Here is a 22,715-nt window from a genome sequence, read left to right as displayed (position 1 = left end):
TTCGCGAGCAAGCTCGCTCCTACAAAGACGCATCGTTCAGACCCGCGCAGCGGTAACGGCCGCGCTACCCCAGGTGGTGCGCCAGCGGGCTTTCACCGCGTGCAGGCCGAACCACGCGAGCACGCCGAGGCTGGCGAACAGCCAGAGGCCGAGCTGGTAGTCACCGGTGGCCTGCTTGATCGCGCCCAGGCCCGCCGTCAGGCAGAAGCCGCCGATGCCGCCGGCCATGCCGATCAGGCCGGTCATCACGCCGATGGTCTGGCGGAAGCGTTGCGGAACCAATTGGAACACCGCACCGTTGCCCGCGCCGAGGCTGAGCATGGCGCACACGAAGAGGCTCAGCGCCGCCACCGCGCTGGGCAGGTGGAAGCCCACCGCGGCGATGCAGATCGCGGCGACGGTGTACATCACCAGCAGGCTGCGGATGCCGCCGATGCGGTCGGCCAGGGCGCCGCCCAGCGGGCGCATCAGGCTGCCGGCGAAGACGCAGGCGGCGGTGTAGTAGCCGGCCGTCACCGGATCGAGGCCGTACTGGTCGTGGAAGTAGCCGGGCAGGGTGCTGGCCAGGCCGAGGAAGCCGCCGAAGGTCACGCTGTAAAAGAACATGAACCACCAGCTGTCGCGGTCACCGAGGGCCTTCAGGTAGTCCGCCAGGGACTTGGCCGGCGGGCGTTCGGGGGCGTTACGGGCGAGCAGGGCGAACACCACCAGGGTAGCCAGCAGCGGGATCAGCGCGAAGCCGAACACGTTCTGCCAGCCGAAGGCGGCGGCGATGGCCGGGGCGAACAGCGCGGTGAGCACAGTGCCGGAGTTGCCGGCGCCGGCGATGCCCATGGCCTTGCCCTGGTGCTGCGGTGGGTACCATTGCGAGGCCAATGGCAACGCCACGGCAAACGAGGCGCCGGCCATGCCTAGCAGCACGCCGAGGATCATCGCCTGCTCCAGGCTGTGGATGCCCAGCCGCCAGGCGCCGAACAGCGCGCAGATGACGATGATCTGGCCGAGGATGCCCGCGGCCTTGGGCGACCAGCGATCGGCCAGCAGGCCCATGAGGAAGCGCAGGATGGCGCCGGAGAGGATAGGCGTGGCAACCATCAGCGCGCGCTGCTGGGTGGTCAGCTGCAGGTCGGTGGCGATCTGTACCGCCAGCGGGCCGAGGACGTACCAGACCATGAAGCTCAGGTCGAAATACAGGAAGGCGGCAAACAGGGTCGGCGCATGGCCGGCTTTCCAGAAACTCGTGTTCATCGAACACCTCATCATCGACGGTAGAGGAGCCCGGTCGTGCGCCACGTGGCAGCCGCCGGGTTCGAGAAGGTTCTGTGCCCCTGCGCCGGGGCAAACGAAAAAGGCGTCGCTCCACCCACCGCTGTGCGCGGGTGTGGATGCGACGCCTTTGTCGAAGTCGGGTAATCGCCGTTGACTACCATCGCCCTGTGCAGAGCAAGGCGCGGGCCAGGATGGGAAATCCCAGGCGGATCAAGGGGATGAGAGGTGGGGCAGGATCAGGGATGGTCCATCGAAGGGCGCGCCGTGGGCCGGCGTGCCCCGTACTGGAGCGTCAGGCGATCCAGTTGACGTTGGGGAAGGTGTCGCGGAAGGCCTCGGGGATCGGCGTGACCTTGCCGACCTGGTAGTCGAAGAACACGAAGCCGGACTTTGCCATGGCCACCAGGGTGTCGTCGGCCGGGCGGGTGATGCGGAAGATGATGTCGCCGCCGTACTTGTTGAAGTCCATGACGCCGACCTCGAACAGCAGCTGGTCGCGGGCGTGGGCCTCGGCGCGGTAGGTGGTGGCGAGGTCGGTGACGATGATGCCGGTCTCGCGGATGCCGTAGTCGAACAGGAAGCGCGCGCGGGCCTCGGAGATCATCGAGATCATCGAGTCGTTGCCCAGGTGCTTGGCGCCGTTGATGTCGGTGACCCGGACGGTGAGCTTGGTGCTGTAGATGAACAGTTCTTCGGGGAATTCCAGTTTCAGGCGGGCCATGGTGTTCTCGGTGACAAGGCGACGGGTAGTGCGGATGTGCCGCGCATTCTACGCGCAGTCCGGCGCCCCCGTGCCTCATCAGACCGATGAATGACGGCTCAGCGGTGCGCCGAGTTGAGGTGGTACACGGTCACCCGCGCGCCTTCGCTGCTGCTGCCGTAGTTGTCGTTGATGTAGGCGCCGGCCTTGAAGTAGAGCAGTTGCTTGGACCAGGTGGTGCTGAGGATCTTGCGGTAGTAGTTGGCGCGGCCGTCGGAGCTTTCCACGCGGATGGCCAGGTTGCCCACCGAGGTGACGCGCAGGCTGTAGTTGAAGCGCTGGTCGAGGGCGACGTTGTCCAGCAGCGGCACGTTAATGCTGGCGCTGTCGTCCGGGTGGTTGCGCACCAGGGCCTCCAGGCGCCCGCTCTGCTGGTCGGGAATGTAGTGGTACTGCAGCTTGACCAGCGGTTCGCCGTCGCCGGTGTAGGGTGAGCGGCTGTGGATCTGGCCGATGATGATCTTGTTCTTCGATGGTACCTGCTGAACGCTCATGGTGACGCGCAGTTCGTTGTCGCCTTGGTTGTAGTACCAGTTGGAGACTTCGCCGTCGGTCAGGGTCTCGCGCAGTTCGCTGCGCGGGAAGACGCTGTCGGAGGTGTGGGAGCCGGTTACCGGCACCCAGAACACCACTTGCCCGCCGTCGCGCTGGAAGTAGCGGCTTTCATAGCCGCGGGCGATCTGCGCGGTGCTGACTTCGGTGGGGCTGGGGTCGGTGGGAACGCTGAGGTTCCAGGTTGTGAGGTCGATCATGGGCTTGCCCTTGCTGTGCCGCGCGCGGCAGGTCGGGTGGGCGCCGAGGTGCCTAGCCGGCGGCGACCACTGCGATGCGTCATCGGAACCTGCCGATGGCGCTCCAGGGGCCCGGCCTGCAGCCGGGCGTGCGCAGGATAGGCCGTTGCGGATCAGCCGGGGGCCAGCCTCATGACTGGCGAATTGATCGCGCGGTGCCGCCGCTGGCAGTTGGCCGGTGCGGCTTCTGCTCGATCAGTGCCCCAGCATCTCGTGCATGGCGATGATCTGCTCCGCCACCTGCGCCAGTTTCTGCTGGCGGCCCATGGCCTGGCGGCGCATCAGGGTGTAGGCCTCTTCCTCGGCGCAGCCTTTCATCTTCATCAGCAAGCCCTTCGCCAGCTCGATGCGCTTGCGCTCGGCCAGTTGCAGCTCGCGCGCCTGCAACTGGGCGCGCAGGGCCTGGTCGCTCTCGAAGCGGGCCATGGCCACGTCGAGGATCGGTTGCAGGCGCTCGGCCTGGATGCCCTCGACTATGTAGGCGCTGACCCCGGAGCGGATGGCCTGGCGCATCACCTGCGGGTCGTGCTCGTCGGTGAACATGACGATGGGCCGTGGCTGGTCGCGGCTAACCAGCACCACCTGTTCCATCACGTCGCGGCCGGGGGATTCGGTGTCGATGAGGATCACGTCGGGGTGCAGGGCCTCCACGCGCTGCGCCAGGTCGACGGTGAGGCCGGATTCGTCGATGACTTCGAAGCCGCTTTCCACCAGGGCAGCCTTGAGGCGCCCGACCTTTTTCGGGGTGTCGTTGATCAGCAGGACGCGCAGCATGTTCAACCTCGCTCGGCCAGGGCGTTGAGCGCGAAACTGCGGGCATAGCCGGCTGGGTCGCTACCGTCCCAGACGCGGCCGTCGATCAGGGTCGAGCTGCGCATCTCGGCAGCCGGCACGCTGACGCCCACGGCGCTGGCGGCTTCGCGGTACAGGTCGAGCTGCTGCACTTGGCGGGCGATGCCGAGGTAGTCGACGTCCTCGCGCAGCAGGCCCCAGCGGCGGAACTGGGTCATGAACCACAGCCCGTCGGAAAGCCAGGGGCAGGTGGCCTGGCCGTCATTGAAGAAGCGCAGCGGGTGCGGGTCCTGCCAGGCGTGGCCGAGGCCGTCCTGGTAGCGACCGAGCAGGCGCGGCTCGATGCTGGCGAGCGGCGCGTCGATGTAGTCCTCGTTGCTGATCAGCTGGGCGGCGCTGCGCAGGTTGCCCTCACTGGCTTCGATGAAGCGGCTGGCATCCAGCAGGCTCATGACCAGCGCGCGGGCGGTGTTGGGATATTCCTCGACGAAGGCGCGGGTGCTGCCCAGCACCTTTTCCGGATGGTCCGGCCAGATCTGCTGGCTGGTGGCGAGGGTGAAGCCCATCCCCTGGTCCACCGCCAGGGCGCCCCAGGGGCCACCGGCGCAGAAACCGTCGATGCGCCCGGCCTTCAGGTGCTCGACCATCTGTGCTGGAGGCACCACCAGGCTGCGCACGTCCTGCAGCGGATGGATGCCGTGGCTGGCCAGCCAGTAGTACAGCCACAGGGCGTGGGTGCCGGTGGGGTAGGTGTGGGCCAGGGTCAGTTGCGCACCGTTCTGGCGCACGTGGCTTTGCAGTGCTTCAGCGCAGGTCACGCCGTCGCGCAGCAGCGGAGCGGAGAGGTTGATCGACTGGCCGTTCTGGCACAGCCCCATGAGCACGGCCATGTCGGTGGCCGGGGCGCCGCCCAGGCCCAGTTGCAGGTCGTAGATGAGCCCGTAGAGGCTCTGCGCGGCGTCCAGTTCACCGCTGAGCAGGCGGTCACGCAGCCCGGCCCAGGAGTTCTGCCGCTGCAGGTTGAGGGTCAGGCCATAGGGCTGGCCGAAGCCCTGGGTCGCGGCCACCACCAGCGAGGCGGAGTCGGTGAGGGCCATGAAGCCCAGGTTGAGCGCGGTCTTCTCCGGGGCATCGGAGCCGGCCACCCAGGCCAGGCTGTCCGGGGCTGCGCGGGTGCTGTCGATCATCTCCACCTCTGAACAGAAGGCAAAAAGCGCCGCGCCACCGGCCGTGAAGGGCGGTGGCAGCGACGTCATTGTCGATTACTGATTGCCGGGCGATCCGCCGTTGGATCGCAGCTGTCAGAGGCGGAGCAAGGGCTGTGCCAGCGAGCGGATAGCCTGCGTGCAGACAGGCAACGTGTAGACAGCCAGCGTGTAGAAAACCGGCTTGCAGATAAAAAGAAGCCCCGCCATGTACCGGCGGGGCGCAGAGGAAGGGAGCGCACCTCTGGAGGGTTCCACAAGGACACCTGGGCACGGAAATCGGCAGGAGCCTGTCGTCCACCTTAGCCCCGGTGGCCTGTGGTGCAACCGGTCAATAAGTATTAGGCCCATCGTTAGTGTCGGCGCGAGGCCGTCTATTCCGGGCCTCGCAGAAAAGAAAAAGCCCCGCACTGGGCGGGGCTTTTCATCACGCTAGGAGTCTCAGACCTGGACGGCCGGGATCTTCGCGTTGGCTGCAGCTTCGCGGAACTCGGCGATCTGGTCGAAGCTCAGGTAGCGGTAGATGTCGGCAGACATGCTGTCGATATCCTTCGCGTAAGCCATGTACTCCTCGACGGTCGGCAGCTTGCCGATGATCGAAGCGACAGCGGCCAGCTCGGCGGATGCCAGGAACACGTCGGTGGCGTCGCCCAGACGGTTCGGGAAGTTACGGGTCGAAGTGGAGACCACGGTGGAGCCGGTCTGTACGCGAGCCTGGTTACCCATGCACAGCGAGCAGCCCGGCATTTCCATGCGCGCGCCAGCCTTGCCGTAGATGCCGTAGTAGCCTTCCTCGGTCAGCTGGTGGGCGTCCATCTTGGTCGGCGGAGCCAGCCACAGACGGGTCGGAATGCCACCCTTGACCTTGTCCAGCAGTTTGCCGGCAGCGCGGAAGTGACCGATGTTGGTCATGCAGGAACCGATGAAGACTTCATCGATCTTGCGGCCTTCGACGCTGGACAGCAGGCGAGCGTCGTCCGGGTCGTTCGGAGCGCAGAGTACCGGCTCCTTGACGTCGGCCAGGTCGATCTCGATGACCGCGGCGTACTCGGCGTCCTTGTCGGCTTCCAGCAGTTGCGGGTTGGCCAGCCAGGCTTCCATCGCTTGCGCGCGGCGCTCCAGGGTACGGGCGTCGCCGTAGCCTTCGCCGATCATCCAGCGCAGCAGGGTGATGTTGGATTTCAGGTACTCGGCGATGGCGTCTTCCGGCAGCTTGATGGTGCAACCGGCAGCCGAACGCTCGGCGGAGGCGTCGGACAGCTCGAAGGCTTGTTCGACGGTCAGGTCGTTCAGGCCTTCGATCTCGAGGATGCGGCCGGAGAAGATGTTCTTCTTGCCCTTCTTCTCGACGGTCAGCAGGCCAGCCTGGATGGCGTAGTAGGGGATCGCATGGACCAGGTCACGCAGGGTGATGCCCGGTTGCAGCTGGCCCTTGAAGCGCACCAGAACCGATTCCGGCATGTCCAGCGGCATGACGCCGGTGGCCGCGGCGAAGGCGACCAGGCCGGAACCGGCCGGGAAGCTGATGCCGATCGGGAAGCGGGTGTGCGAGTCGCCGCCGGTGCCGACGGTGTCAGGCAGCAGCATGCGGTTCAGCCAGCTGTGGATGATGCCGTCGCCCGGACGCAGGGAGACACCGCCGCGGGTCATGATGAAGTCCGGCAGGGTGTGGTGGGTCTTGACGTCGATCGGCTTCGGATAGGCAGCGGTGTGGCAGAAGGACTGCATCACCAGGTCGGCGGAGAAGCCCAGGCAAGCCAGGTCTTTCAGCTCGTCGCGGGTCATCGGGCCGGTGGTGTCCTGGGAACCGACGGTGGTCATCTTCGGTTCGCAGTAGGTACCCGGACGTACACCCTGGCCTTCGGCCAGACCGCAGGCGCGGCCAACCATCTTCTGCGCGAGGGTGAAGCCCTTGCCGCTGTCGGCCGGCGCTTCCGGCTTCTTGAACAGGTCGGACGCAGGCAGACCCAGCTCGGCGCGGGCCTTCTCGGTCAGGCCACGGCCAACGATCAGCGGGATACGGCCGCCGGCGCGGACTTCATCCAGCAGAACCGGGGTCTTCAGCTCGAAGGTGGTGACCACTTCGCCGCTGTCATGACGGGTAACCTTGCCTTCGTACGGGTACACGTCGATGACGTCGCCCATGGCCAGGTTGGTGCAGTCGAATTCAATCGGCAGGGCGCCAGCGTCTTCCATGGTGTTGTAGAAGATCGGGGCGATCTTGGTGCCGAAGCAGAAACCGCCGCCGCGCTTGTTCGGCACGTAGGGGATGTCGTCGCCGAAGAACCACAGCACCGAGTTGGTGGCGGATTTACGGGAAGAACCGGTACCGACCACGTCACCGACGTAGGCAACCGGGAAGCCCTTGGCCTTGACCGCTTCGATCTGCTTCAGCGGACCGACGGAGCCCGGCTGGATCGGCTCGATGCCGTCGCGGGCCATTTTCAGCATGGCCAGGGCGTGCAGCGGGATGTCAGGGCGCGACCAGGCGTCCGGCGCGGGGGACAGGTCGTCGGTGTTGGTTTCGCCGGGGACCTTGAACACGGTCAGGGTCAGCTTCTCGGCGACGGCCGGACGGGCCTTGAACCACTCGCCATCGGCCCAGGACTGCAGCACGGCCTTGGCGGCGGCGTTGCCTTTCTTGGCGCGCTCGGCGACGTCGTGGAAGGCGTCGAACATCAGCAGGGTGTGCTTCAGTTGCGCGGCGGCAACTTCGGCCAGCTCGGCGCTGTCCAGCAGCTCGACCATGGTGGTGATGTTGTAGCCACCCTGCATGGTGCCCAGCAGCTCGAGGGCGCGGGTCTTGGAGAGCAGCGGGGAGGTAGCTTCACCCTTGGCGACGGCGGACAGGAAACCGGCCTTGACGTAGGCAGCTTCGTCCACGCCCGGCGGTACGCGGTTGGTGATCAGGTCGAGGAGAAATTCTTCTTCGCCGGCCGGCGGGTTCTTCAGGAGTTCGACCAGACCAGCGGTCTGTTCGGCGTTCAGCGGCTGGGGCACGACGCCCTGGGCGGCACGCTCTTCTACGTGTTTGCGATAGGCTTCAAGCACAGTATTTCCCTCATCAGTGGTCCCGGAGGACGCGTATCCAGGAGACCTCTCCGATCCATTCGTCAGGCATGGTGGACGGTAATCCACTGACCTACGACGGCACCGGCGATCTCCGGGCAGAAGCTGTTTTCAAAGTTTTACGCCGGGGTGGCCAGGGACTGATGGGGCTGGGCGCTTGAGGGAGGCGCCCAGACCGCGCGGCTGCCGGAATCTGTGCTTCGTGACGCTTTGAAAACAGCTTCTTTCGGACAATGACGCCAAAAAGGCGCAGCCATTCTAATGGAATTAATCGGCCGTGGTAAGCCGATTTGCGTGGCGCCAAAGGGTGATCTTGCCTAGACAAAGGGCTAACATGCCCGCTTTGCCAGCTATCTGTTTGCCCATGTCCTCGCAACGCATCAAAACCCCCTGTGTCGGGCTCTGCTCGACGGTCTATGGCGACCTGGTCTGCCGTGGTTGCAAGCGTTTCCACCACGAAGTGGTGAACTGGAACCGCTACGGCGACGAGGAGAAGCGGGCGGTCCTGAGCCGTCTGGAGGTCCTGCTGGCGCAGGTGATGATGGCCAAGCTGGAGGTGTTCGATGCGCCCCTGCTGCGCAGCCAGCTGGAACAGCGGCAGATCCGCTTCGTGCCCGAGCAGTCGCCCTATTGCTGGGCCTACCAGTTGATCGCTCGCGGTTCGCGGATGATCAACCAAGTGGAGGCCTACGGCCTGGCGCTGCTGCCGGAATTCCGCGGCTGGCCGCTGCCGGATCTGCGCGATGCCATCGACAAGGAGTTCTTCATCCTCTCCGAGGCGCATTATGAGCGCTATATCGCGCCGAGTTTCCTCGCCGAGGGATTGGAGCCGCAGGCCTGACTTGCCCTGCTCTATGAAAAAGCCGCCCGATGGGCGGCTTTTTTGTGAGCTTTTCGTAGGAGCGAGCTTGCTCGCGAACGGATTCCCCGGCAGCTCCAGCGCTATGCGGGTTCGCGAGCAATAACGATGGCGTCCCCCTCGCTCCTACATGTGTAGGCCCTTCAGGGCCTGGCAGCGACCTCTTCCAGGTGGGCGACGATGTCGTCCGGCTTGAGTACCAGGATGTCGCTTTCCAGGGTATCCAGCACCACCTCGGCGGTATTGCCGATCAGCGCGCCGGCGAACCCGGTGCGCGCCACGCTGCCAATCACTGTGACGGCGGCGTCGAGGTTGTGCGCGGCCGCGGGGATAAGCACGTCCGCCGGGCCTTCCTCGATGTGCAGGTGCTGGTCATCCACGCCGTATTCGGCCTGGAACGCCTTGCATGCCTCGCGGTACTTGGCCTCGATGGTCTCGCTGAGCTGGAAGGTGGGGTCGGCGGCCGAAAGCATGGGCGAGGGGTGCGCGCTGATCACGTGTAGCTGGCCATGGGCGAGGCCGGCGATGTCGTAGGCGTGGCTGACGATTCCGGCGTGGAGGGTGCGGTGCTCGATGTCGTTGTTGCCCACGTCCACGGCGGCGAGGATGTTGCGTCCGGCCCACGGCAGGCTGGTCTTCACCAGCAGCACGGGGGCAGGGCAGAAGCGCAGCAGCTTCCAGTCGTCCGGGGTGAGCAGGGCCTTCTTCAGCGGGTTGTCCGGGCTGTGCTGCTTGATCACCAGGCCGCAGCCTTCGGCCAGTTGCTCGGCGATGATGGTCTGGTGCAGGTTGTCCTTCCAGGCCTGGCGGCTGGAGGCGCTGAAGCCTTCCTGGCGCAGCACCTCGGTGACCTGTTCGAGCTTGGCGCTGTAGTCGGCGCGGCGCTCGCAGGCCAGCAGGTGCAGGTGCGACTGGGTCACGCTGGCGATCAGGCGGGCCCGTTTCAGCGCGAGACCTTCCGGCTGGTCCGGGTCCACGACTACGAGGATGCTACGGATGGCTTGCATGATCGTCTCCCTTCGTGCGCGTTGTTTATGTGGAACAACTGTAGTCGGGATATCTCGCTCATGACGTTGAGGCATATCAACGTCGGAAGCTGGTTCCGCGCGGCGGCATTCGTATAATGCTCCGCCTTTATGGCACCGGCCAGTTGCGCGCCGGTGCGCCAAGCGTTTGCGCGGCCGCGATGCGGGCTGCGGGTCGGAGAAACAACATGCTGTCTGAAATCAGGGAATTCCTCGGTTGTGCCACGCCGGATGCGTGGGTGGAAGCCGCGCTGCGGGATCAGGCAGTGATGCTGATCGACCACAAGAACAACGAGTTCAAGGCCGCCAGCACGGCCCTGGCCCTGATCGCCAAGTACAGCGCCCACGAGGAGCTGGTGAACTTCATGTCGCGCCTGGCCCGCGAGGAGTTGCGCCACCACGAACAGGTGCTGGCGATCATGAAGAAGCGCGGCATCCCGCTGCGGCCGATCTCCGCCGGCCGCTACGCCGCCAGCCTGCGCACCGTGGTGCGCAATCACGAGCCGCAGAAGCTGGTGGATACCCTGGTCGTCGGCGCCTTCATCGAATGCCGCAGCTGCGAGCGCTTCGCTGCGCTGGTGGATCACCTGGACGCCGACCTGGCGAAGTTCTACGGCTCGCTGCTGAAATCCGAGGCGCGGCACTTCCAGGGCTACCTGAGCCTGGCGCGTCGCTATGGCGATGACGCCGACATCGACCGCCGCGTGGCGGAGATTCGTGAGGTGGAGGCGGGCCTGATCCAGTCGCCGGACAGCGAGTTCCGCTTCCATAGCGGCGTGCCGCTGGAGCAGGCGGCCTGAGTCGTCCGCCGAAATGAAAAAAGCGCCCAACCGGGCGCTTTTTCTTTGCTCTTTGCAGGAGGATTTGAGTCTGCTGTTCTGCTCAGAACGCGAAGGGCGCCTGCTGCATTCCCTGGTCGTCAGCCTCCAACGCCCAGCCCTGGCGGTCCCAGTCGCCGAGGACGATGCGCCGTGCGGGGCGGCCGTCGATTTCCAGCTCGTGGACGGCAGGGCGATGGGTGTGGCCGTGGATCAGGATGCGCACGCCCTTGTCGCGCATGATCTTCTCCACTTCCGCCGGGGTGACGTCGACGATGTCGCTGGCCTTCATGCGGGTCTGCGCGCGGCTTTCCTTGCGCAGCTTGCGCGCCAGCTTGTGGCGGGTGGCCAGCGGCAGGTTGCGCAGGATGAACAGGGTCAGCGGGTTGCGCAGCCAGCGGCGCAGCTTCATGTAGGCCACGTCGAGGGTGCACAGGCTGTCGCCGTGCATCAGCAGGACCTTCTCGCCGCCCAGGTCGATCAGGCTCGGGTCGCGCAGCAGCGTGCAGCTGGCTTCGCGGCAGAACGCCTGGCCGATGAGGAAGTCGCGGTTGCCGTGCATCAGGTAGATGCGCGTGCCGCCGTTGGACACCTCGCGCAGGGCGCGGGCGATGGAGTGCTGGAACTCGTCCATACCGTCGTCGCCGATCCAGGCTTCGAAGAAGTCACCGAGGATGTACAGCGCCTGCGCCGTGCGGGCGCGGGTGGAGAGGAAATGCAAGAACGCCCGGGTGATATCCGGGCGTTCCGCTTCAAGATGCAGGTCCGAGATGAACAGGACGCTCATCGACTCACTCGCCGATGACTTCTGCTTTCTCGATGATCACGTCGTCGGCCGGTACGTCCTGGTGGCCGGAGCGCATGGTGGTGGCGACGGTCTTGATCTTGTTGACCACGTCCATGCCGTCCTTCACTTCGCCGAACACGCAGTAGCCCCAGCCCTGTACGGTCGGCGCGCTGTGGTTGAGGAAGTCGTTGTCGGCGACGTTGATGAAGAACTGCGCGCTCGCCGAATGCGGCTCCATGGTACGGGCCATGGCAACGGTGCCGTTCTTGTTGCCGACGCCATTGTTGGCTTCGTTCTTGATCGACTTGCGGGTGGTCTTCTGCTTCATGCCCGGCTCGAAACCGCCGCCCTGGATCATGAAGTTGTTGATCACGCGGTGGAACACGGTGTTGTCGTAGTGGCCGGCCTTCACGTACTCCTTGAAGTTGGCCACGGTTTCCGGCGCCTTGTCGTCGAACAGTTCAAGGGTGATATCGCCGAAGTTGGTCTGCAGTTTGACGGTGGTAGACATCAGGGATTTCCGCTCTTTGTAGAAATAGAAGGCCTGTCAGGGGGTTGACAGCTTCGGCTATGATAAGCGCTTTGGTTTGGCTGGCCTACCCTGGCCGAACACCAGCATGATCAAGGACACCATGAGCAAGCCTACCGCCGATACAAAAGAAGCCACTGTTGCCGCCAACTTCCTGCGCCCGATCGTTGCGGCCGACCTGGAAAGTGGCAAGCACCAGAAGATCGTCACTCGCTTCCCGCCGGAGCCCAACGGCTACCTGCATATCGGTCACGCCAAGTCCATCTGTCTGAACTTCGGCCTGGCCAAGGAGTTCGGCGGTGACTGCCACCTGCGCTTCGACGACACCAACCCGGCGAAGGAAGATCAGGAATACATCGACGCCATCGAGGCCGATGTGAAGTGGCTGGGCTTCGACTGGGCCGGCCAGGTGCGCTATGCGTCCAACTATTTCGATCAGCTGCATGACTGGGCGGTAGACCTGATCAAGGCCGGCAAGGCCTTCGTCTGCGATCTCAACGCCGAGGAAATGCGCGCCTACCGTGGCTCGCTCACCGAGCCGGGCAAGAACAGCCCGTTCCGCGAGCGTTCGGTGGAAGAAAACCTGGACCTGTTCGCCCGCATGAAGGCCGGCGAGTTCCCGGACGGTGCCCGTTCGCTGCGCGCGAAGATCGACATGGCCTCGCCGAACATCAACCTGCGCGACCCGATCCTCTATCGTATCCGCCACGCCCATCACCACCAGACCGGCGACAAGTGGTGCATCTACCCGAGCTACGACTTCACCCACGGTCAGTCGGACGCCATCGAGGGCATCACCCACTCCATCTGCACCCTGGAGTTCGAGGATCACCGCCCGCTGTACGAGTGGTTCCTGGCCAACCTGCCGGTCCCGGCCCAGCCGCGCCAGTACGAATTCGCCCGCCTGAACCTGAACTACACCATCACCAGCAAGCGCAAGCTCAAGCAACTGGTCGATGAAAACCACGTACATGGCTGGGACGACCCGCGCATGTCGACTCTGTCCGGCTACCGCCGTCGCGGGTACACCCCGGCGTCGATCCGTACCTTCTGCGACATGATTGGCGTGAACCGCGCCGGCGGCGTGGTGGATATCGGCATGCTGGAATTCGCCATCCGTGACGATCTGGATGCCAACGCCGGCCGCGCCATGTGCGTGCTCAAGCCGCTGAAAGTGGTCATCACCAACTACCCGGAAGGCCAGATCGAGAATCTCGAACTGCCGCGCCACCCGAAGCAGGAGATGGGCGTGCGCGTGCTGCCGTTCAGTCGCGAGATCTACATCGACGCCAGCGACTTCGAGGAAGTCCCGCCGGCCGGCTACAAGCGCCTGATCCCCGGTGGCGAAGTGCGCCTGCGCGGCAGCTACGTGATCCGCGCCGACGAAGCCATCAAGGATGCTGCCGGCAACATCGTCGAACTGCGCTGCAGCTACGACGAGAACACCCTGGGCAAGAACCCGGAAGGCCGCAAGGTCAAGGGCGTGATCCACTGGGTGCCGGCCGCCGAGAGCGTCGAGTGCGAAGTGCGCCTGTACGACCGTCTGTTCCGCTCCGCCAACCCGGAGAAGTCGGAGGAGGGCGGCAGCTTCCTCGACAACATCAACCCGGACTCCCTGGTGGTGCTCAAGGGTTGCCGCGCCGAGCCGTCGCTGGCCAGCGCCACCGCCGAGGATCGCTTCCAGTTCGAGCGCGAGGGCTATTTCTGCGCAGACGCCAAGGACTCCAAGGCTGGCGCCCTGGTATTCAACCGCACCGTGACCCTGCGCGATTCCTGGGGGCAGTAACGGATGGCTGACTTGCAGATCTACAGCACGCTGTCCAAGACCAAGGACAGCTTCAAGCCGCTGGTGGGCAACCAGGTGCGCATGTACGTGTGCGGCATGACCGTGTACGACTTCTGCCACATCGGCCATGCCCGCGTGATGGTGGCGTTCGACGTCATCGCCCGCTGGCTGCGTCATCGCGGTTATGACCTGACCTATGTGCGTAACATCACCGACATCGACGACAAGATCATCCGGCGCGCCCAGGAGAACGGTGAATCGTTCGAAGACCTGACCGCCCGCATGATCGCCGCGATGCACGAAGACGAGGCGCGCCTGTCGGTCCTGCGTCCGGACATCGAGCCGCGCGCCACCGGCCACATCGCCGGTATGCACGAGATGATCCAGACCCTGATCGACAAGGGTTACGCCTACGCGCCGGGCAACGGCGACGTCTACTACCGGGTCGGCAAGTTCGCCGGCTACGGCAAGCTTTCGCGCAAGAAGATCGAAGACCTGCGCATCGGTGCGCGGATCGAGGTCGATGAATCCAAGGAAGACCCGCTGGACTTCGTGCTCTGGAAGGGCGCCAAGCCGGGCGAGCCGAGCTGGGAGTCGCCCTGGGGCGCCGGGCGTCCGGGCTGGCACATCGAGTGCTCGGTGATGTCCACCTGTTGCCTCGGCGAGACCTTCGACATCCATGGCGGCGGTCCGGACCTGGTGTTCCCGCACCACGAGAACGAGATTGCCCAGAGCGAAGCGGCTACCGGCAAGCTCTATGCGGCCAGCTGGATGCACGCCGGTGCGGTGCGCGTGGATGGCGAGAAGATGTCCAAGTCCCTGGGCAACTTCTTCACCATCCGCGAGGTGCTGGAGAAATACCACCCGGAAGTCGTGCGCTTCCTGCTGGTGTCCAGTCACTACCGCAGCCCGATCAACTACTCCGAAGACAACCTGAAGGAAGCCAAGGGCGCGCTGGAGCGTTTCTACACCGCGCTGCGCGGCCTGCCTCAGGTGGCTGCTGCGGGTGGCGAGGAGTTCGTCGAGCGCTTCAGTGTTGCGATGGACGACGACTTCGGCACGCCGGAAGCGGTTGCCGTGCTGTTCGAGATGGTCCGTGAGGTCAACCGTCTGCGCGAAAGCGATCCGGCGGCAGCGGCTGCGCTGGCGGCGCGCGTGCGTGAGCTGGGTGCTCTGCTGGGCGTGCTGCAGCTGGATGCCGACGAGTTCCTCCAGGCCGGCGCAGCTGGCAAGGTCGATGCGGCACAGGTCGAAGCGCTGATCCAGGCGCGCCTGGATGCCCGTGCGGCGAAGAACTGGGGCGAATCCGACCGCATCCGTGACGAGCTGACCGCTCTGGGCGTGGTGCTGGAAGACGGCAAGGGCGGCACTACCTGGCGTCTCGCCGAGTAACGCTTTCCTGGAAATGAAAAAGGCCGCTGATCAGCGGCCTTTTTCTTGCTCGTCGAAAACCTGTCAGGTGTGCAGGTGTTCGGCGGCGTACAGGGTGTTTTCCAGCAGGCAGGCGCGGGTCATCGGGCCGACGCCGCCCGGCACCGGGGTGATCCAGCTGGCGCGCTCGGCGGCCACGGCGTATTCCACGTCGCCGACCAGCTTGCCGTCTTCCTGGCGGTTGATGCCCACGTCGATGACGATGGCGCCTTCCTTGATCCACTCGCCCTTGACCAGGCCCGGCTTGCCGGCGGCCACGACCACCAGGTCGGCGCGGCGGACGTGCTCGGCCAGGTCACGGGTGAAGCGGTGGGTCACGGTGACAGTGCAGCCGCCCAGCAGCAGTTCCAGCGCCATGGGGCGGCCGACGATGTTCGAGGCGCCTACTACCACTGCGTCCATGCCGTACAGGTCGACGCCGGTGCTCTGCAGCAGGGTCATGATGCCTTTCGGGGTGCAGGGACGCAGCAGCGGGATGCGCTGGGCCAGGCGGCCGATGTTGAAGGGGTGGAAGCCGTCCACGTCCTTGTCCGGGCTGATGCGTTCCAGCAGCTGGGAGGCGTCGAGGTGGGCGGGGAGGGGCAGTTGCACGAGGATGCCGTCGATGGCCGGGTCGGCGTTCAGGCGGTCGATCAGCGCCGCCAGTTCTTCCTGGGTGGTGCTGGCGGGCAGGTCGTACGCCTGGGAGAGGAAGCCGACCTCCTCGCAGTCCTTGCGCTTGTGCGCGACATAGACCTGAGAGGCGGGATCGCTGCCGACCAGGATCACTGCCAGGCCGGGGATGCGCAGTCCTTGCTGGCGGCGTTCATTGACGCGTTGGCCAATCTGCTGGCGGAGGCTGGCGGCGATCGCTTTGCCGTCGATCAGTTTTGCAGTCATGTCGGGGGGATAACCATATAAGGCGGGTGAAAAGAAGGCGCGCATTTTCGCACGCTGCCTCCATAAGGCAAAGGCGGCAGCCCCTGATTTGGCGTAACTCCTTTATCTCTTTGAATTTTTTTTAAAAAAGTTGTTGACGGGGTATGGCCTCATCGATAACATGCGCCCCGCTTGCCGAGCACAGCCTGAAACACGAAAGAGGCGGTGCCAACCGATTCGGTGGTTTCCACTGAGTCTGCTTAGCAAGGGTTGCAGCCACTAAAGCGCCCGTAGCTCAGCTGGATAGAGCATCCGCCTTCTAAGCGGATGGTCGCAGGTTCGAGTCCTGCCGGGTGCGCCAAGTGGCGTTCGGTACAAGCAAATGTAATATGGTGGGCGTAGCTCAGTTGGTAGAGCACAGGATTGTGGCTCCTGGTGTCGTGGGTTCGATTCCCATCGTCCACCCCATATTCCGAAGCGCCAGGCCCAGAGCCTGGCGTTTTCGTTTCTGCGGTACCCTGCGGACGTGGTGAAATTGGTAGACACGCCGGATTTAGGTTCCGGTGGCGCAAGCTGTGAGAGTTCGAGTCTCTCCGTCCGCACCATCTTCTTTCCATAAGCTCTCGCATCCGTGAATTTCCGCAGCTTCCACTCAGGGTGACTTCTGCATTTCTAGCTACTAGAATGCTTGCCCTTGATTCTGGGAGCCGGAAGGACCGGCTTACGTCTGTGCCACGAGGAATATCCATGCAAGTTTCCGTTGAAAGCACCTCCGCTCTTGAGCGCCGCATGACTGTTGGCGTGCCGGCCGAGCGCATCGAGACCGAAGTCAACAAGCGTCTGCAGCAGACTGCTCGTCGCGCCAAGGTTCCTGGCTTCCGTCCCGGCAAGGTGCCGATGAGCGTGATCCGTCAGCGCTACGAAGCCGCCGCTCGTCAGGAAGCCCTCGGTGACCTGATCCAGGAAACCTTCTACGAAGCCGTGGTCGAGCAGAAGCTGAACCCGGCAGGCTCCCCCTCCGTCGAGCCGAAAGTGTTCGAAAAGGAGAAGGGCCTCGAGTACATCGCTACCTTCGAAGTCTTCCCCGAGTTCCAGGTTGCCGGTTTCGACGGCATCAAGGTCGAGCGCCTGCAGGCCGATGTGGCTGACGCCGATCTCGACAACATGCTGGAAATCCTGCGCAAGCAGAACACCCGCTTCGAAGCCGTTGACCGCGCCGCTCAGAACGACGACCAGGTAAACATCGACTTCGTCGGCAAGATCGACGGCGAAGCCTTCGCTGGCGGTTCCGCCAAGGGCACCCTGCTGGTGCTGGGCTCCGGCCGCATGATCCCGGGCTTCGAAGAAGGCCTGGTCGGCGCCAAGGCCGGCGAAGAGCGCGTTCTGAACGTGACCTTCCCCGAGGACTATCAGAACCTGGACCTGGCCGGCAAGGCCGCCGAGTTCACCGCTACCGTCAACAGCGTCGCCGAGCCGAAGCTGCCGGAACTGAACGAAGAGTTCTTCGCTCTGTTCGGCGTGAAGGAAAGCACCCTGGAAGGCTTCCGCACCGAAGTTCGCAAGAACATGGAGCGTGAACTGCGTCAGGCCATCAAGTCCAAGGTGAAGAACCAGGTGATGGAAGGTCTGGTCGAGACCAACCCGATCGAAGTTCCGAAGGCCCTGATCGGCAACGAAGTGAACCGTCTGCGCGTGCAGGCCGTCCAGCAGTTCGGTGGCAACATCAAGCCCGATCAACTGCCGGCCGAGCTGTTCGAAGAGCAGGCCAAGCGCCGCGTCGTGCTGGGTCTGATCGTCGCCGAGCTGGTCAAGCAGCACGAGCTGAAGGCTGATGAAGCCCGCGTTCGCGAAATGATCGAAGAGATGGCTTCCGCTTATCAGGAGCCGGAACAAGTTGTTGCCTGGTACTACAAGAACGACCAGCAACTGAACGAAGTCCGTTCGGTTGTACTGGAAGAACAAGTTGTAGATACTGTCCTGCAGAAGGCCAATGTGACCGACAAGCAGGTATCCTACGAAGACGCGGTCAAGCCTGCAGAAGCTCCGCAAGCAGCCTGATCCAGCGCTTCGTTCGATTGTCACAAGCCAGCCTTCGGGCTGGCTTGTGCGTCTATAGAGACATGACTTTTTATTAGGGAGTGATCGTCGGACATGCATAATCCTTATATGCCGCAAGTTCCGAACATTCAGGCCGCTGGTGGTCTGGTGCCGATGGTGGTGGAGCAGTCCGCCCGCGGTGAGCGTTCCTACGACATCTATTCGCGCCTGCTCAAGGAGCGGATCATCTTCCTGGTCGGCCAGGTCGAGGACTACATGGCCAACCTCGTGGTTGCCCAGTTGCTGTTCCTCGAAGCCGAGAACCCGGACAAGGACATCCACCTCTACATCAACTCGCCGGGCGGCTCGGTGACGGCTGGCATGTCGATCTACGACACCATGCAGTTCATCAAGCCCGACGTGTCCACCATCTGCGTGGGTCAGGCATGCAGCATGGGTGCCCTGCTGCTGGCCGGCGGCGCCGCTGGCAAGCGCTACTGCCTGCCGCATTCGCGCATGATGATCCACCAGCCGCTGGGCGGCTTCCAGGGCCAGGCCTCGGACATCGAGATCCACGCCAAGGAAATCCTCTTCATCAAGGAGCGCCTGAACCAGGTGCTGGCGCATCACACCGGCCAGCCGCTGGACGTCATCGCCCGCGATACCGATCGTGACCGCTTCATGAGCGGCGAGGAAGCCGTCAAGTACGGTCTGATCGATCAGCTCTTCACTCAGCGTCCCGCTGCCAGCTGAGTCTCCCCGCAGTACCGCGGCCGGTAATCCGGCCGCTCGCGGGCTTGAAAATGCCTGCGAATGCCTTCATCTTGTCCTTCACGTATATCCCCGATTGGAACGATCGAATGACTGACACCCGCAACGGCGAGGACAACGGCAAGCTGCTGTATTGCTCCTTCTGCGGCAAAAGCCAGCACGAAGTGCGCAAGTTGATTGCCGGCCCCTCGGTCTTTATCTGCGACGAGTGCGTCGACCTGTGCAATGACATCATCCGTGAGGAGGTGCAGGAAGCACAGGCGGAGAGCAGTGCGCACAAGCTTCCGGCGCCGAAAGAGATCCGCACCATCCTCGATCAGTACGTGATCGGCCAGGAACGTGCCAAGAAAACCCTGGCAGTAGCGGTGTACAACCACTACAAGCGCCTGAACCAGCGTGAGCGCAAGGACGACGTCGAACTCGGCAAGAGCAACATCCTGCTGATCGGGCCGACCGGCTCGGGCAAGACCCTGCTCGCCGAGACCCTGGCGCGTCTGCTCAATGTTCCGTTCACCATTGCCGACGCCACCACCCTCACCGAGGCTGGCTACGTGGGCGAGGATGTCGAGAACATCATCCAGAAGCTGCTGCAGAAGTGCGACTACGACGTCGAGAAGGCCCAGATGGGCATCGTCTATATCGACGAAATCGACAAGATCTCGCGCAAATCCGACAACCCGTCGATCACCCGCGACGTGTCCGGCGAAGGCGTTCAGCAGGCCCTGCTGAAGCTGATCGAAGGCACCGTGGCTTCCGTACCGCCCCAGGGCGGCCGCAAGCACCCGCAGCAGGAATTCCTGCAGGTCGATACCCGCAACATCCTGTTCATCTGCGGTGGCGCGTTCGCTGGCCTGGAAAAGGTCATCCAGAACCGTTCCACCAAGGGCGGCATCGGCTTCAACGCCGAGGTTCGCAGCCAGGAAGCGGGCAAGAAGGTGGGCGATGCGCTGCGTGAGGTCGAGCCGGAAGATCTGGTGAAATTCGGCCTGATCCCCGAGTTCGTCGGTCGCCTGCCGATCATCGCGACGCTGGAAGAGCTGGACGAAGCTGCCTTGATGCAGATTCTCACCGAGCCGAAGAACGCGCTGACCAAGCAGTACGCCAAGCTCTTCGAAATGGAAGGCGTGGACCTCGAGTTCCGTCCGGACGCGCTCAAGGCCGTCGCCCGTCGCGCGCTGGAGCGCAAGACCGGTGCCCGTGGCCTGCGTTCGATCCTCGAAGGCATCCTGCTCGACACCATGTACGAGATCCCCTCGCAGAACGATGTCAGCAAGGTCGTCATCGACGAAAGCGTCATCGAGGGCTCGTCCCAGCCGCTGCTGATCTACGAGAACACCGAGCAGCCGGCCAAGGCCGCGCCTGACGCCTGAAACCAGAAGGGGCCCTAGCGGCCCCTTTTTTCTTCCCATCTACCGCGCTTGTTTTTTCCCAGTCCTAACCCCATCTTAGGCCGAAGGGTCCAATCCCATCGTTTTGGCCAAGTGCCGCTGTAGAGCCGAATATCATGAAAACACTCGTCGAGTTGCCCCTGCTGCCCCTGCGTGACGTAGTGGTGTATCCGCACATGGTCATCCCGCTGTTCGTGGGACGTGAGAAATCCATCGAGGCCCTCGAGGCCGCCATGACCGGCGACAAGCAGATCCTGTTGCTGGCACAGAAGAATCCGGCTGACGACGACCCGGGCGCGGACGGCCTGTACCGCATGGGTACCGTGGCCACCGTCCTGCAACTGCTGAAGCTGCCCGACGGCACCGTCAAGGTGCTGGTAGAGGGTGAGCAGCGTGGTCAGGTCGAGCGTTTCATCGATGAAGAAGCCTATTGCCGCGCCGAAGTCTCGATCATCGACGAGGCAACCGTCGGCGAGCGCGAATCCGAAGTCTTCACCCGCAGCCTGCTCAGCCAGTTCGAGCAGTATGTGCAGCTGGGCAAGAAAGTCCCGGCCGAAGTCCTGTCCTCGCTCAACAGCATCGATGAGCCCGGCCGTCTGGTAGACACCATGGCCGCGCACATGGCGCTGAAGATCGAGCAGAAGCAGGAAATCCTCGAGATCACCGAGCTGTCCGCCCGCGTCGAGCACGTGCTGGCCATGCTGGATGCCGAGATCGACCTGCTGCAGGTCGAGAAGCGCATCCGCGGCCGCGTGAAGAAGCAGATGGAGCGCAGCCAGCGCGAGTACTACCTCAACGAGCAGATGAAGGCCATCCAGAAAGAGCTGGGTGACATCGACGAAGGCCACAACGAAGTCGAGGAGCTGAAGAAGCGCATCGACGCTGCCGGCCTGACCAAGGAAGCCATGGCCAAGGCCACTGCCGAGCTGAACAAGCTCAAGCAGATGTCGCCGATGTCCGCCGAGGCGACCGTGGTGCGTTCCTACATCGACTGGCTGGTGAATGTGCCGTGGAAGGCCGAGAGCAAGGTGCGCCACGACCTGGACAAGGCCGAGGACATCCTCGATGCCGACCACTACGGCCTGGAAGAGGTCAAGGAACGCATCCTCGAGTATCTCGCCGTGCAGAAGCGCGTGAAGAAGCTCAAGGGCCCGGTCCTGTGCCTGGTAGGCCCGCCCGGTGTAGGCAAGACCTCGCTGGCCGAGTCCATCGCCCGCGCGACCAACCGCAAGTTCGTGCGCATGGCCCTGGGTGGCGTGCGTGACGAGGCCGAGATTCGCGGTCACCGCCGTACCTACATCGGTTCCATGCCCGGTCGTCTGATTCAGAAAATGACCAAGGTCGGCGTGCGCAACCCGCTGTTCCTGCTCGACGAGATCGACAAGATGGGCAGCGACATGCGCGGCGACCCCGCGTCGGCGCTGCTGGAAGTGCTCGATCCGGAGCAGAACCACAATTTCAACGACCACTACCTCGAAGTGGACTACGACCTCTCCGACGTGATGTTCCTCTGCACGGCGAACTCCATGAACATTCCGGCAGCGCTGCTGGACCGCATGGAAGTCATCCGCCTGCCGGGCTACACCGAGGATGAGAAGGTCAACATCGCCGCGAAATATCTTGTACCGAAACAGACTGCGGCCAATGGTCTCAAGAAGGACGAGCTGCTCTTCGAAGAGTCGGCTACCCGTGACATCATTCGCTATTACACCCGCGAAGCCGGTGTGCGCAGCCTTGAGCGGCAGATTGCCAAGGTTTGCCGCAAGGCGGTGAAGGACGGCGGCAAGGCCAAGCGTATCGACGCCGTGGCGACCGCGGATTCGCTGGAAAACTACCTGGGTGTGCGCAAGTTCCGCTACGGGCTGGCCGAGCAGCAGGACCAGATCGGCCAGGTGACCGGCCTCGCCTGGACTCAGGTGGGTGGCGAATTGCTGACCATCGAATCAGCCATGGTTCCCGGCAAGGGTGCACTGACCAAGACCGGCTCGCTGGGCGAGGTCATGGCGGAGTCCATCACTGCCGCGCTGACCGTGGTTCGCAGCCGTTCGAAGAGCCTGGGCATCGCCTCGGACTTCCACGAAAAGCACGATATCCACATCCACGTTCCGGAGGGCGCGACGCCCAAGGACGGCCCTAGCGCGGGCATCGGCATGTGCACGGCACTGGTCTCGGCGATCACCCAGATTCCGGTCCGGGCGGACGTTGCCATGACCGGCGAAATCACCCTGCGTGGTCAGGTCCTGGCCATCGGTGGGCTGAAGGAAAAACTTCTCGCCGCGCACCGGGGTGGAATCAAGACTGTGATCATTCCCGAGGAAAACGTACGAGACCTTAGGGAAATTCCGGATAATATTAAGGCCGATCTCGTTATTAAACCGGTTAAATGGATTGACGAAGTCCTGCAAATTGCGCTGCAATACGCCCCGGAGCCCTTGCCCGATGCGGCTCCCGAGATGGTTGCAAAGGATGAGAAGCGCGAGTCTGATTCCAAGGAGCGAATCAGCACGCATTAGTTGGGGGGCTTTCTTGACACTGTTTTT

At 63.7% G+C, this 22,715-nt stretch carries 18 protein-coding genes and 3 tRNA genes; 11 read left to right on the top strand and 10 right to left on the bottom strand.

What is annotated here, in order from left to right:
• Positions 1-36: 36 nt before the first annotated feature.
• From QO207_RS16540 to acnB, 6 genes are all read right to left on the bottom strand, one after another.
• Positions 37-1,248, bottom strand: coding sequence for a NarK/NasA family nitrate transporter (locus QO207_RS16540; RefSeq protein ID WP_301533436.1), 1,212 nt, complete (start codon positions 1,246-1,248; stop codon positions 37-39).
• A gap of 313 nt (positions 1,249-1,561) precedes the next feature.
• Complete coding sequence (locus tag QO207_RS16535) at positions 1,562-1,990, bottom strand: thioesterase family protein (RefSeq protein WP_301533435.1); 429 nt, start codon at positions 1,988-1,990, stop codon at positions 1,562-1,564.
• A gap of 98 nt (positions 1,991-2,088) precedes the next feature.
• Positions 2,089-2,781, bottom strand: a complete 693-nt coding sequence (locus QO207_RS16530; protein WP_301533434.1) for a polysaccharide lyase family 7 protein — start codon at positions 2,779-2,781, stop codon at positions 2,089-2,091.
• 234 nt (positions 2,782-3,015) lie between these two features.
• The gene (locus tag QO207_RS16525; protein ID WP_301533433.1) at positions 3,016-3,594 is read right to left on the bottom strand and encodes an ANTAR domain-containing response regulator; all 579 of its coding nucleotides are present in this window, start codon (positions 3,592-3,594) and stop codon (positions 3,016-3,018) included.
• A gap of 2 nt (positions 3,595-3,596) precedes the next feature.
• Entirely contained in the window at positions 3,597-4,799 is a 1,203-nt protein-coding gene (locus tag QO207_RS16520; RefSeq protein WP_301533432.1) for a CmpA/NrtA family ABC transporter substrate-binding protein, read from the bottom strand.
• Positions 4,800-5,258: 459 nt separating this feature from the next.
• Positions 5,259-7,868, bottom strand: coding sequence for a bifunctional aconitate hydratase 2/2-methylisocitrate dehydratase (gene acnB, locus QO207_RS16515; RefSeq protein WP_301533431.1), 2,610 nt, complete (start codon positions 7,866-7,868; stop codon positions 5,259-5,261).
• 382 nt (positions 7,869-8,250) lie between these two features.
• Here acnB and QO207_RS16510 point away from each other — a divergent pair, with 382 nt between their 5' ends.
• Positions 8,251-8,727, top strand: coding sequence for a DUF1289 domain-containing protein (locus tag QO207_RS16510; RefSeq protein ID WP_301533430.1), 477 nt, complete (start codon positions 8,251-8,253; stop codon positions 8,725-8,727).
• Positions 8,728-8,888: 161 nt separating this feature from the next.
• On the opposite strand, the gene QO207_RS16505 is transcribed toward QO207_RS16510, so the two are convergent.
• Positions 8,889-9,752: a universal stress protein gene (locus tag QO207_RS16505; RefSeq protein ID WP_301533429.1), complete on the bottom strand. Its 864-nt coding sequence runs from the start codon at positions 9,750-9,752 to the stop codon at positions 8,889-8,891.
• Between the two features lie 206 nt (positions 9,753-9,958).
• Here QO207_RS16505 and QO207_RS16500 point away from each other — a divergent pair, with 206 nt between their 5' ends.
• Positions 9,959-10,570: a tRNA-(ms[2]io[6]A)-hydroxylase gene (locus QO207_RS16500; RefSeq protein WP_301533428.1), complete on the top strand. Its 612-nt coding sequence runs from the start codon at positions 9,959-9,961 to the stop codon at positions 10,568-10,570.
• 82 nt (positions 10,571-10,652) lie between these two features.
• Here QO207_RS16500 and lpxH read toward each other — a convergent pair whose 3' ends face one another.
• Positions 10,653-11,375: a UDP-2,3-diacylglucosamine diphosphatase gene (gene lpxH, locus QO207_RS16495; protein ID WP_301533427.1), complete on the bottom strand. Its 723-nt coding sequence runs from the start codon at positions 11,373-11,375 to the stop codon at positions 10,653-10,655.
• Positions 11,376-11,379: 4 nt separating this feature from the next.
• Positions 11,380-11,886, bottom strand: coding sequence for a peptidylprolyl isomerase (locus tag QO207_RS16490; RefSeq protein ID WP_301533426.1), 507 nt, complete (start codon positions 11,884-11,886; stop codon positions 11,380-11,382).
• A gap of 121 nt (positions 11,887-12,007) precedes the next feature.
• Here QO207_RS16490 and QO207_RS16485 point away from each other — a divergent pair, with 121 nt between their 5' ends.
• Both QO207_RS16485 and cysS read left to right on the top strand, forming a co-directional pair.
• Positions 12,008-13,690, top strand: coding sequence for a glutamine--tRNA ligase/YqeY domain fusion protein (locus tag QO207_RS16485; RefSeq protein WP_301533487.1), 1,683 nt, complete (start codon positions 12,008-12,010; stop codon positions 13,688-13,690).
• A 3-nt stretch (positions 13,691-13,693) separates the two neighbouring features.
• Positions 13,694-15,082 (top strand): cysteine--tRNA ligase, encoded by a 1,389-nt coding sequence (cysS, locus tag QO207_RS16480; RefSeq protein ID WP_301533425.1) that lies wholly within the window; start codon positions 13,694-13,696, stop codon positions 15,080-15,082.
• Positions 15,083-15,145: 63 nt separating this feature from the next.
• On the opposite strand, the gene folD is transcribed toward cysS, so the two are convergent.
• The gene (folD, locus tag QO207_RS16475) at positions 15,146-16,000 is read right to left on the bottom strand and encodes a bifunctional methylenetetrahydrofolate dehydrogenase/methenyltetrahydrofolate cyclohydrolase FolD (RefSeq protein WP_301533424.1); all 855 of its coding nucleotides are present in this window, start codon (positions 15,998-16,000) and stop codon (positions 15,146-15,148) included.
• A 263-nt stretch (positions 16,001-16,263) separates the two neighbouring features.
• Here folD and QO207_RS16470 point away from each other — a divergent pair.
• The 7 genes from QO207_RS16470 to lon all read left to right on the top strand — a co-directional run bounded on the left by QO207_RS16470 (position 16,264) and on the right by lon (position 22,688).
• A tRNA-Arg gene (locus QO207_RS16470) sits at positions 16,264-16,340 on the top strand.
• A 31-nt stretch (positions 16,341-16,371) separates the two neighbouring features.
• A tRNA-His gene (locus QO207_RS16465) sits at positions 16,372-16,447 on the top strand.
• Between the two features lie 52 nt (positions 16,448-16,499).
• Positions 16,500-16,584 (top strand) — tRNA-Leu (locus QO207_RS16460).
• A gap of 142 nt (positions 16,585-16,726) precedes the next feature.
• The gene (gene tig, locus QO207_RS16455) at positions 16,727-18,037 is read left to right on the top strand and encodes a trigger factor (RefSeq protein WP_301533423.1); all 1,311 of its coding nucleotides are present in this window, start codon (positions 16,727-16,729) and stop codon (positions 18,035-18,037) included.
• Between the two features lie 93 nt (positions 18,038-18,130).
• Positions 18,131-18,769: an ATP-dependent Clp endopeptidase proteolytic subunit ClpP gene (clpP, locus tag QO207_RS16450; RefSeq protein WP_138216336.1), complete on the top strand. Its 639-nt coding sequence runs from the start codon at positions 18,131-18,133 to the stop codon at positions 18,767-18,769.
• 107 nt (positions 18,770-18,876) lie between these two features.
• Positions 18,877-20,157: an ATP-dependent Clp protease ATP-binding subunit ClpX gene (clpX, locus tag QO207_RS16445; protein WP_301533422.1), complete on the top strand. Its 1,281-nt coding sequence runs from the start codon at positions 18,877-18,879 to the stop codon at positions 20,155-20,157.
• Positions 20,158-20,291: 134 nt separating this feature from the next.
• A complete protein-coding gene (gene lon, locus QO207_RS16440; RefSeq protein ID WP_301533421.1) occupies positions 20,292-22,688 on the top strand; it encodes an endopeptidase La in 2,397 nt (798 codons plus the stop codon).
• Positions 22,689-22,715 lie beyond the last annotated feature (27 nt).

The organism is Pseudomonas sp. CAN1, assembly GCF_030462585.1.
Classification (GTDB): Bacteria; Pseudomonadota; Gammaproteobacteria; order Pseudomonadales; family Pseudomonadaceae; genus Pseudomonas.
Note: the sequence above shows the minus strand (reverse complement) of the source record. Positions and strands in the feature narration are given on the sequence as shown.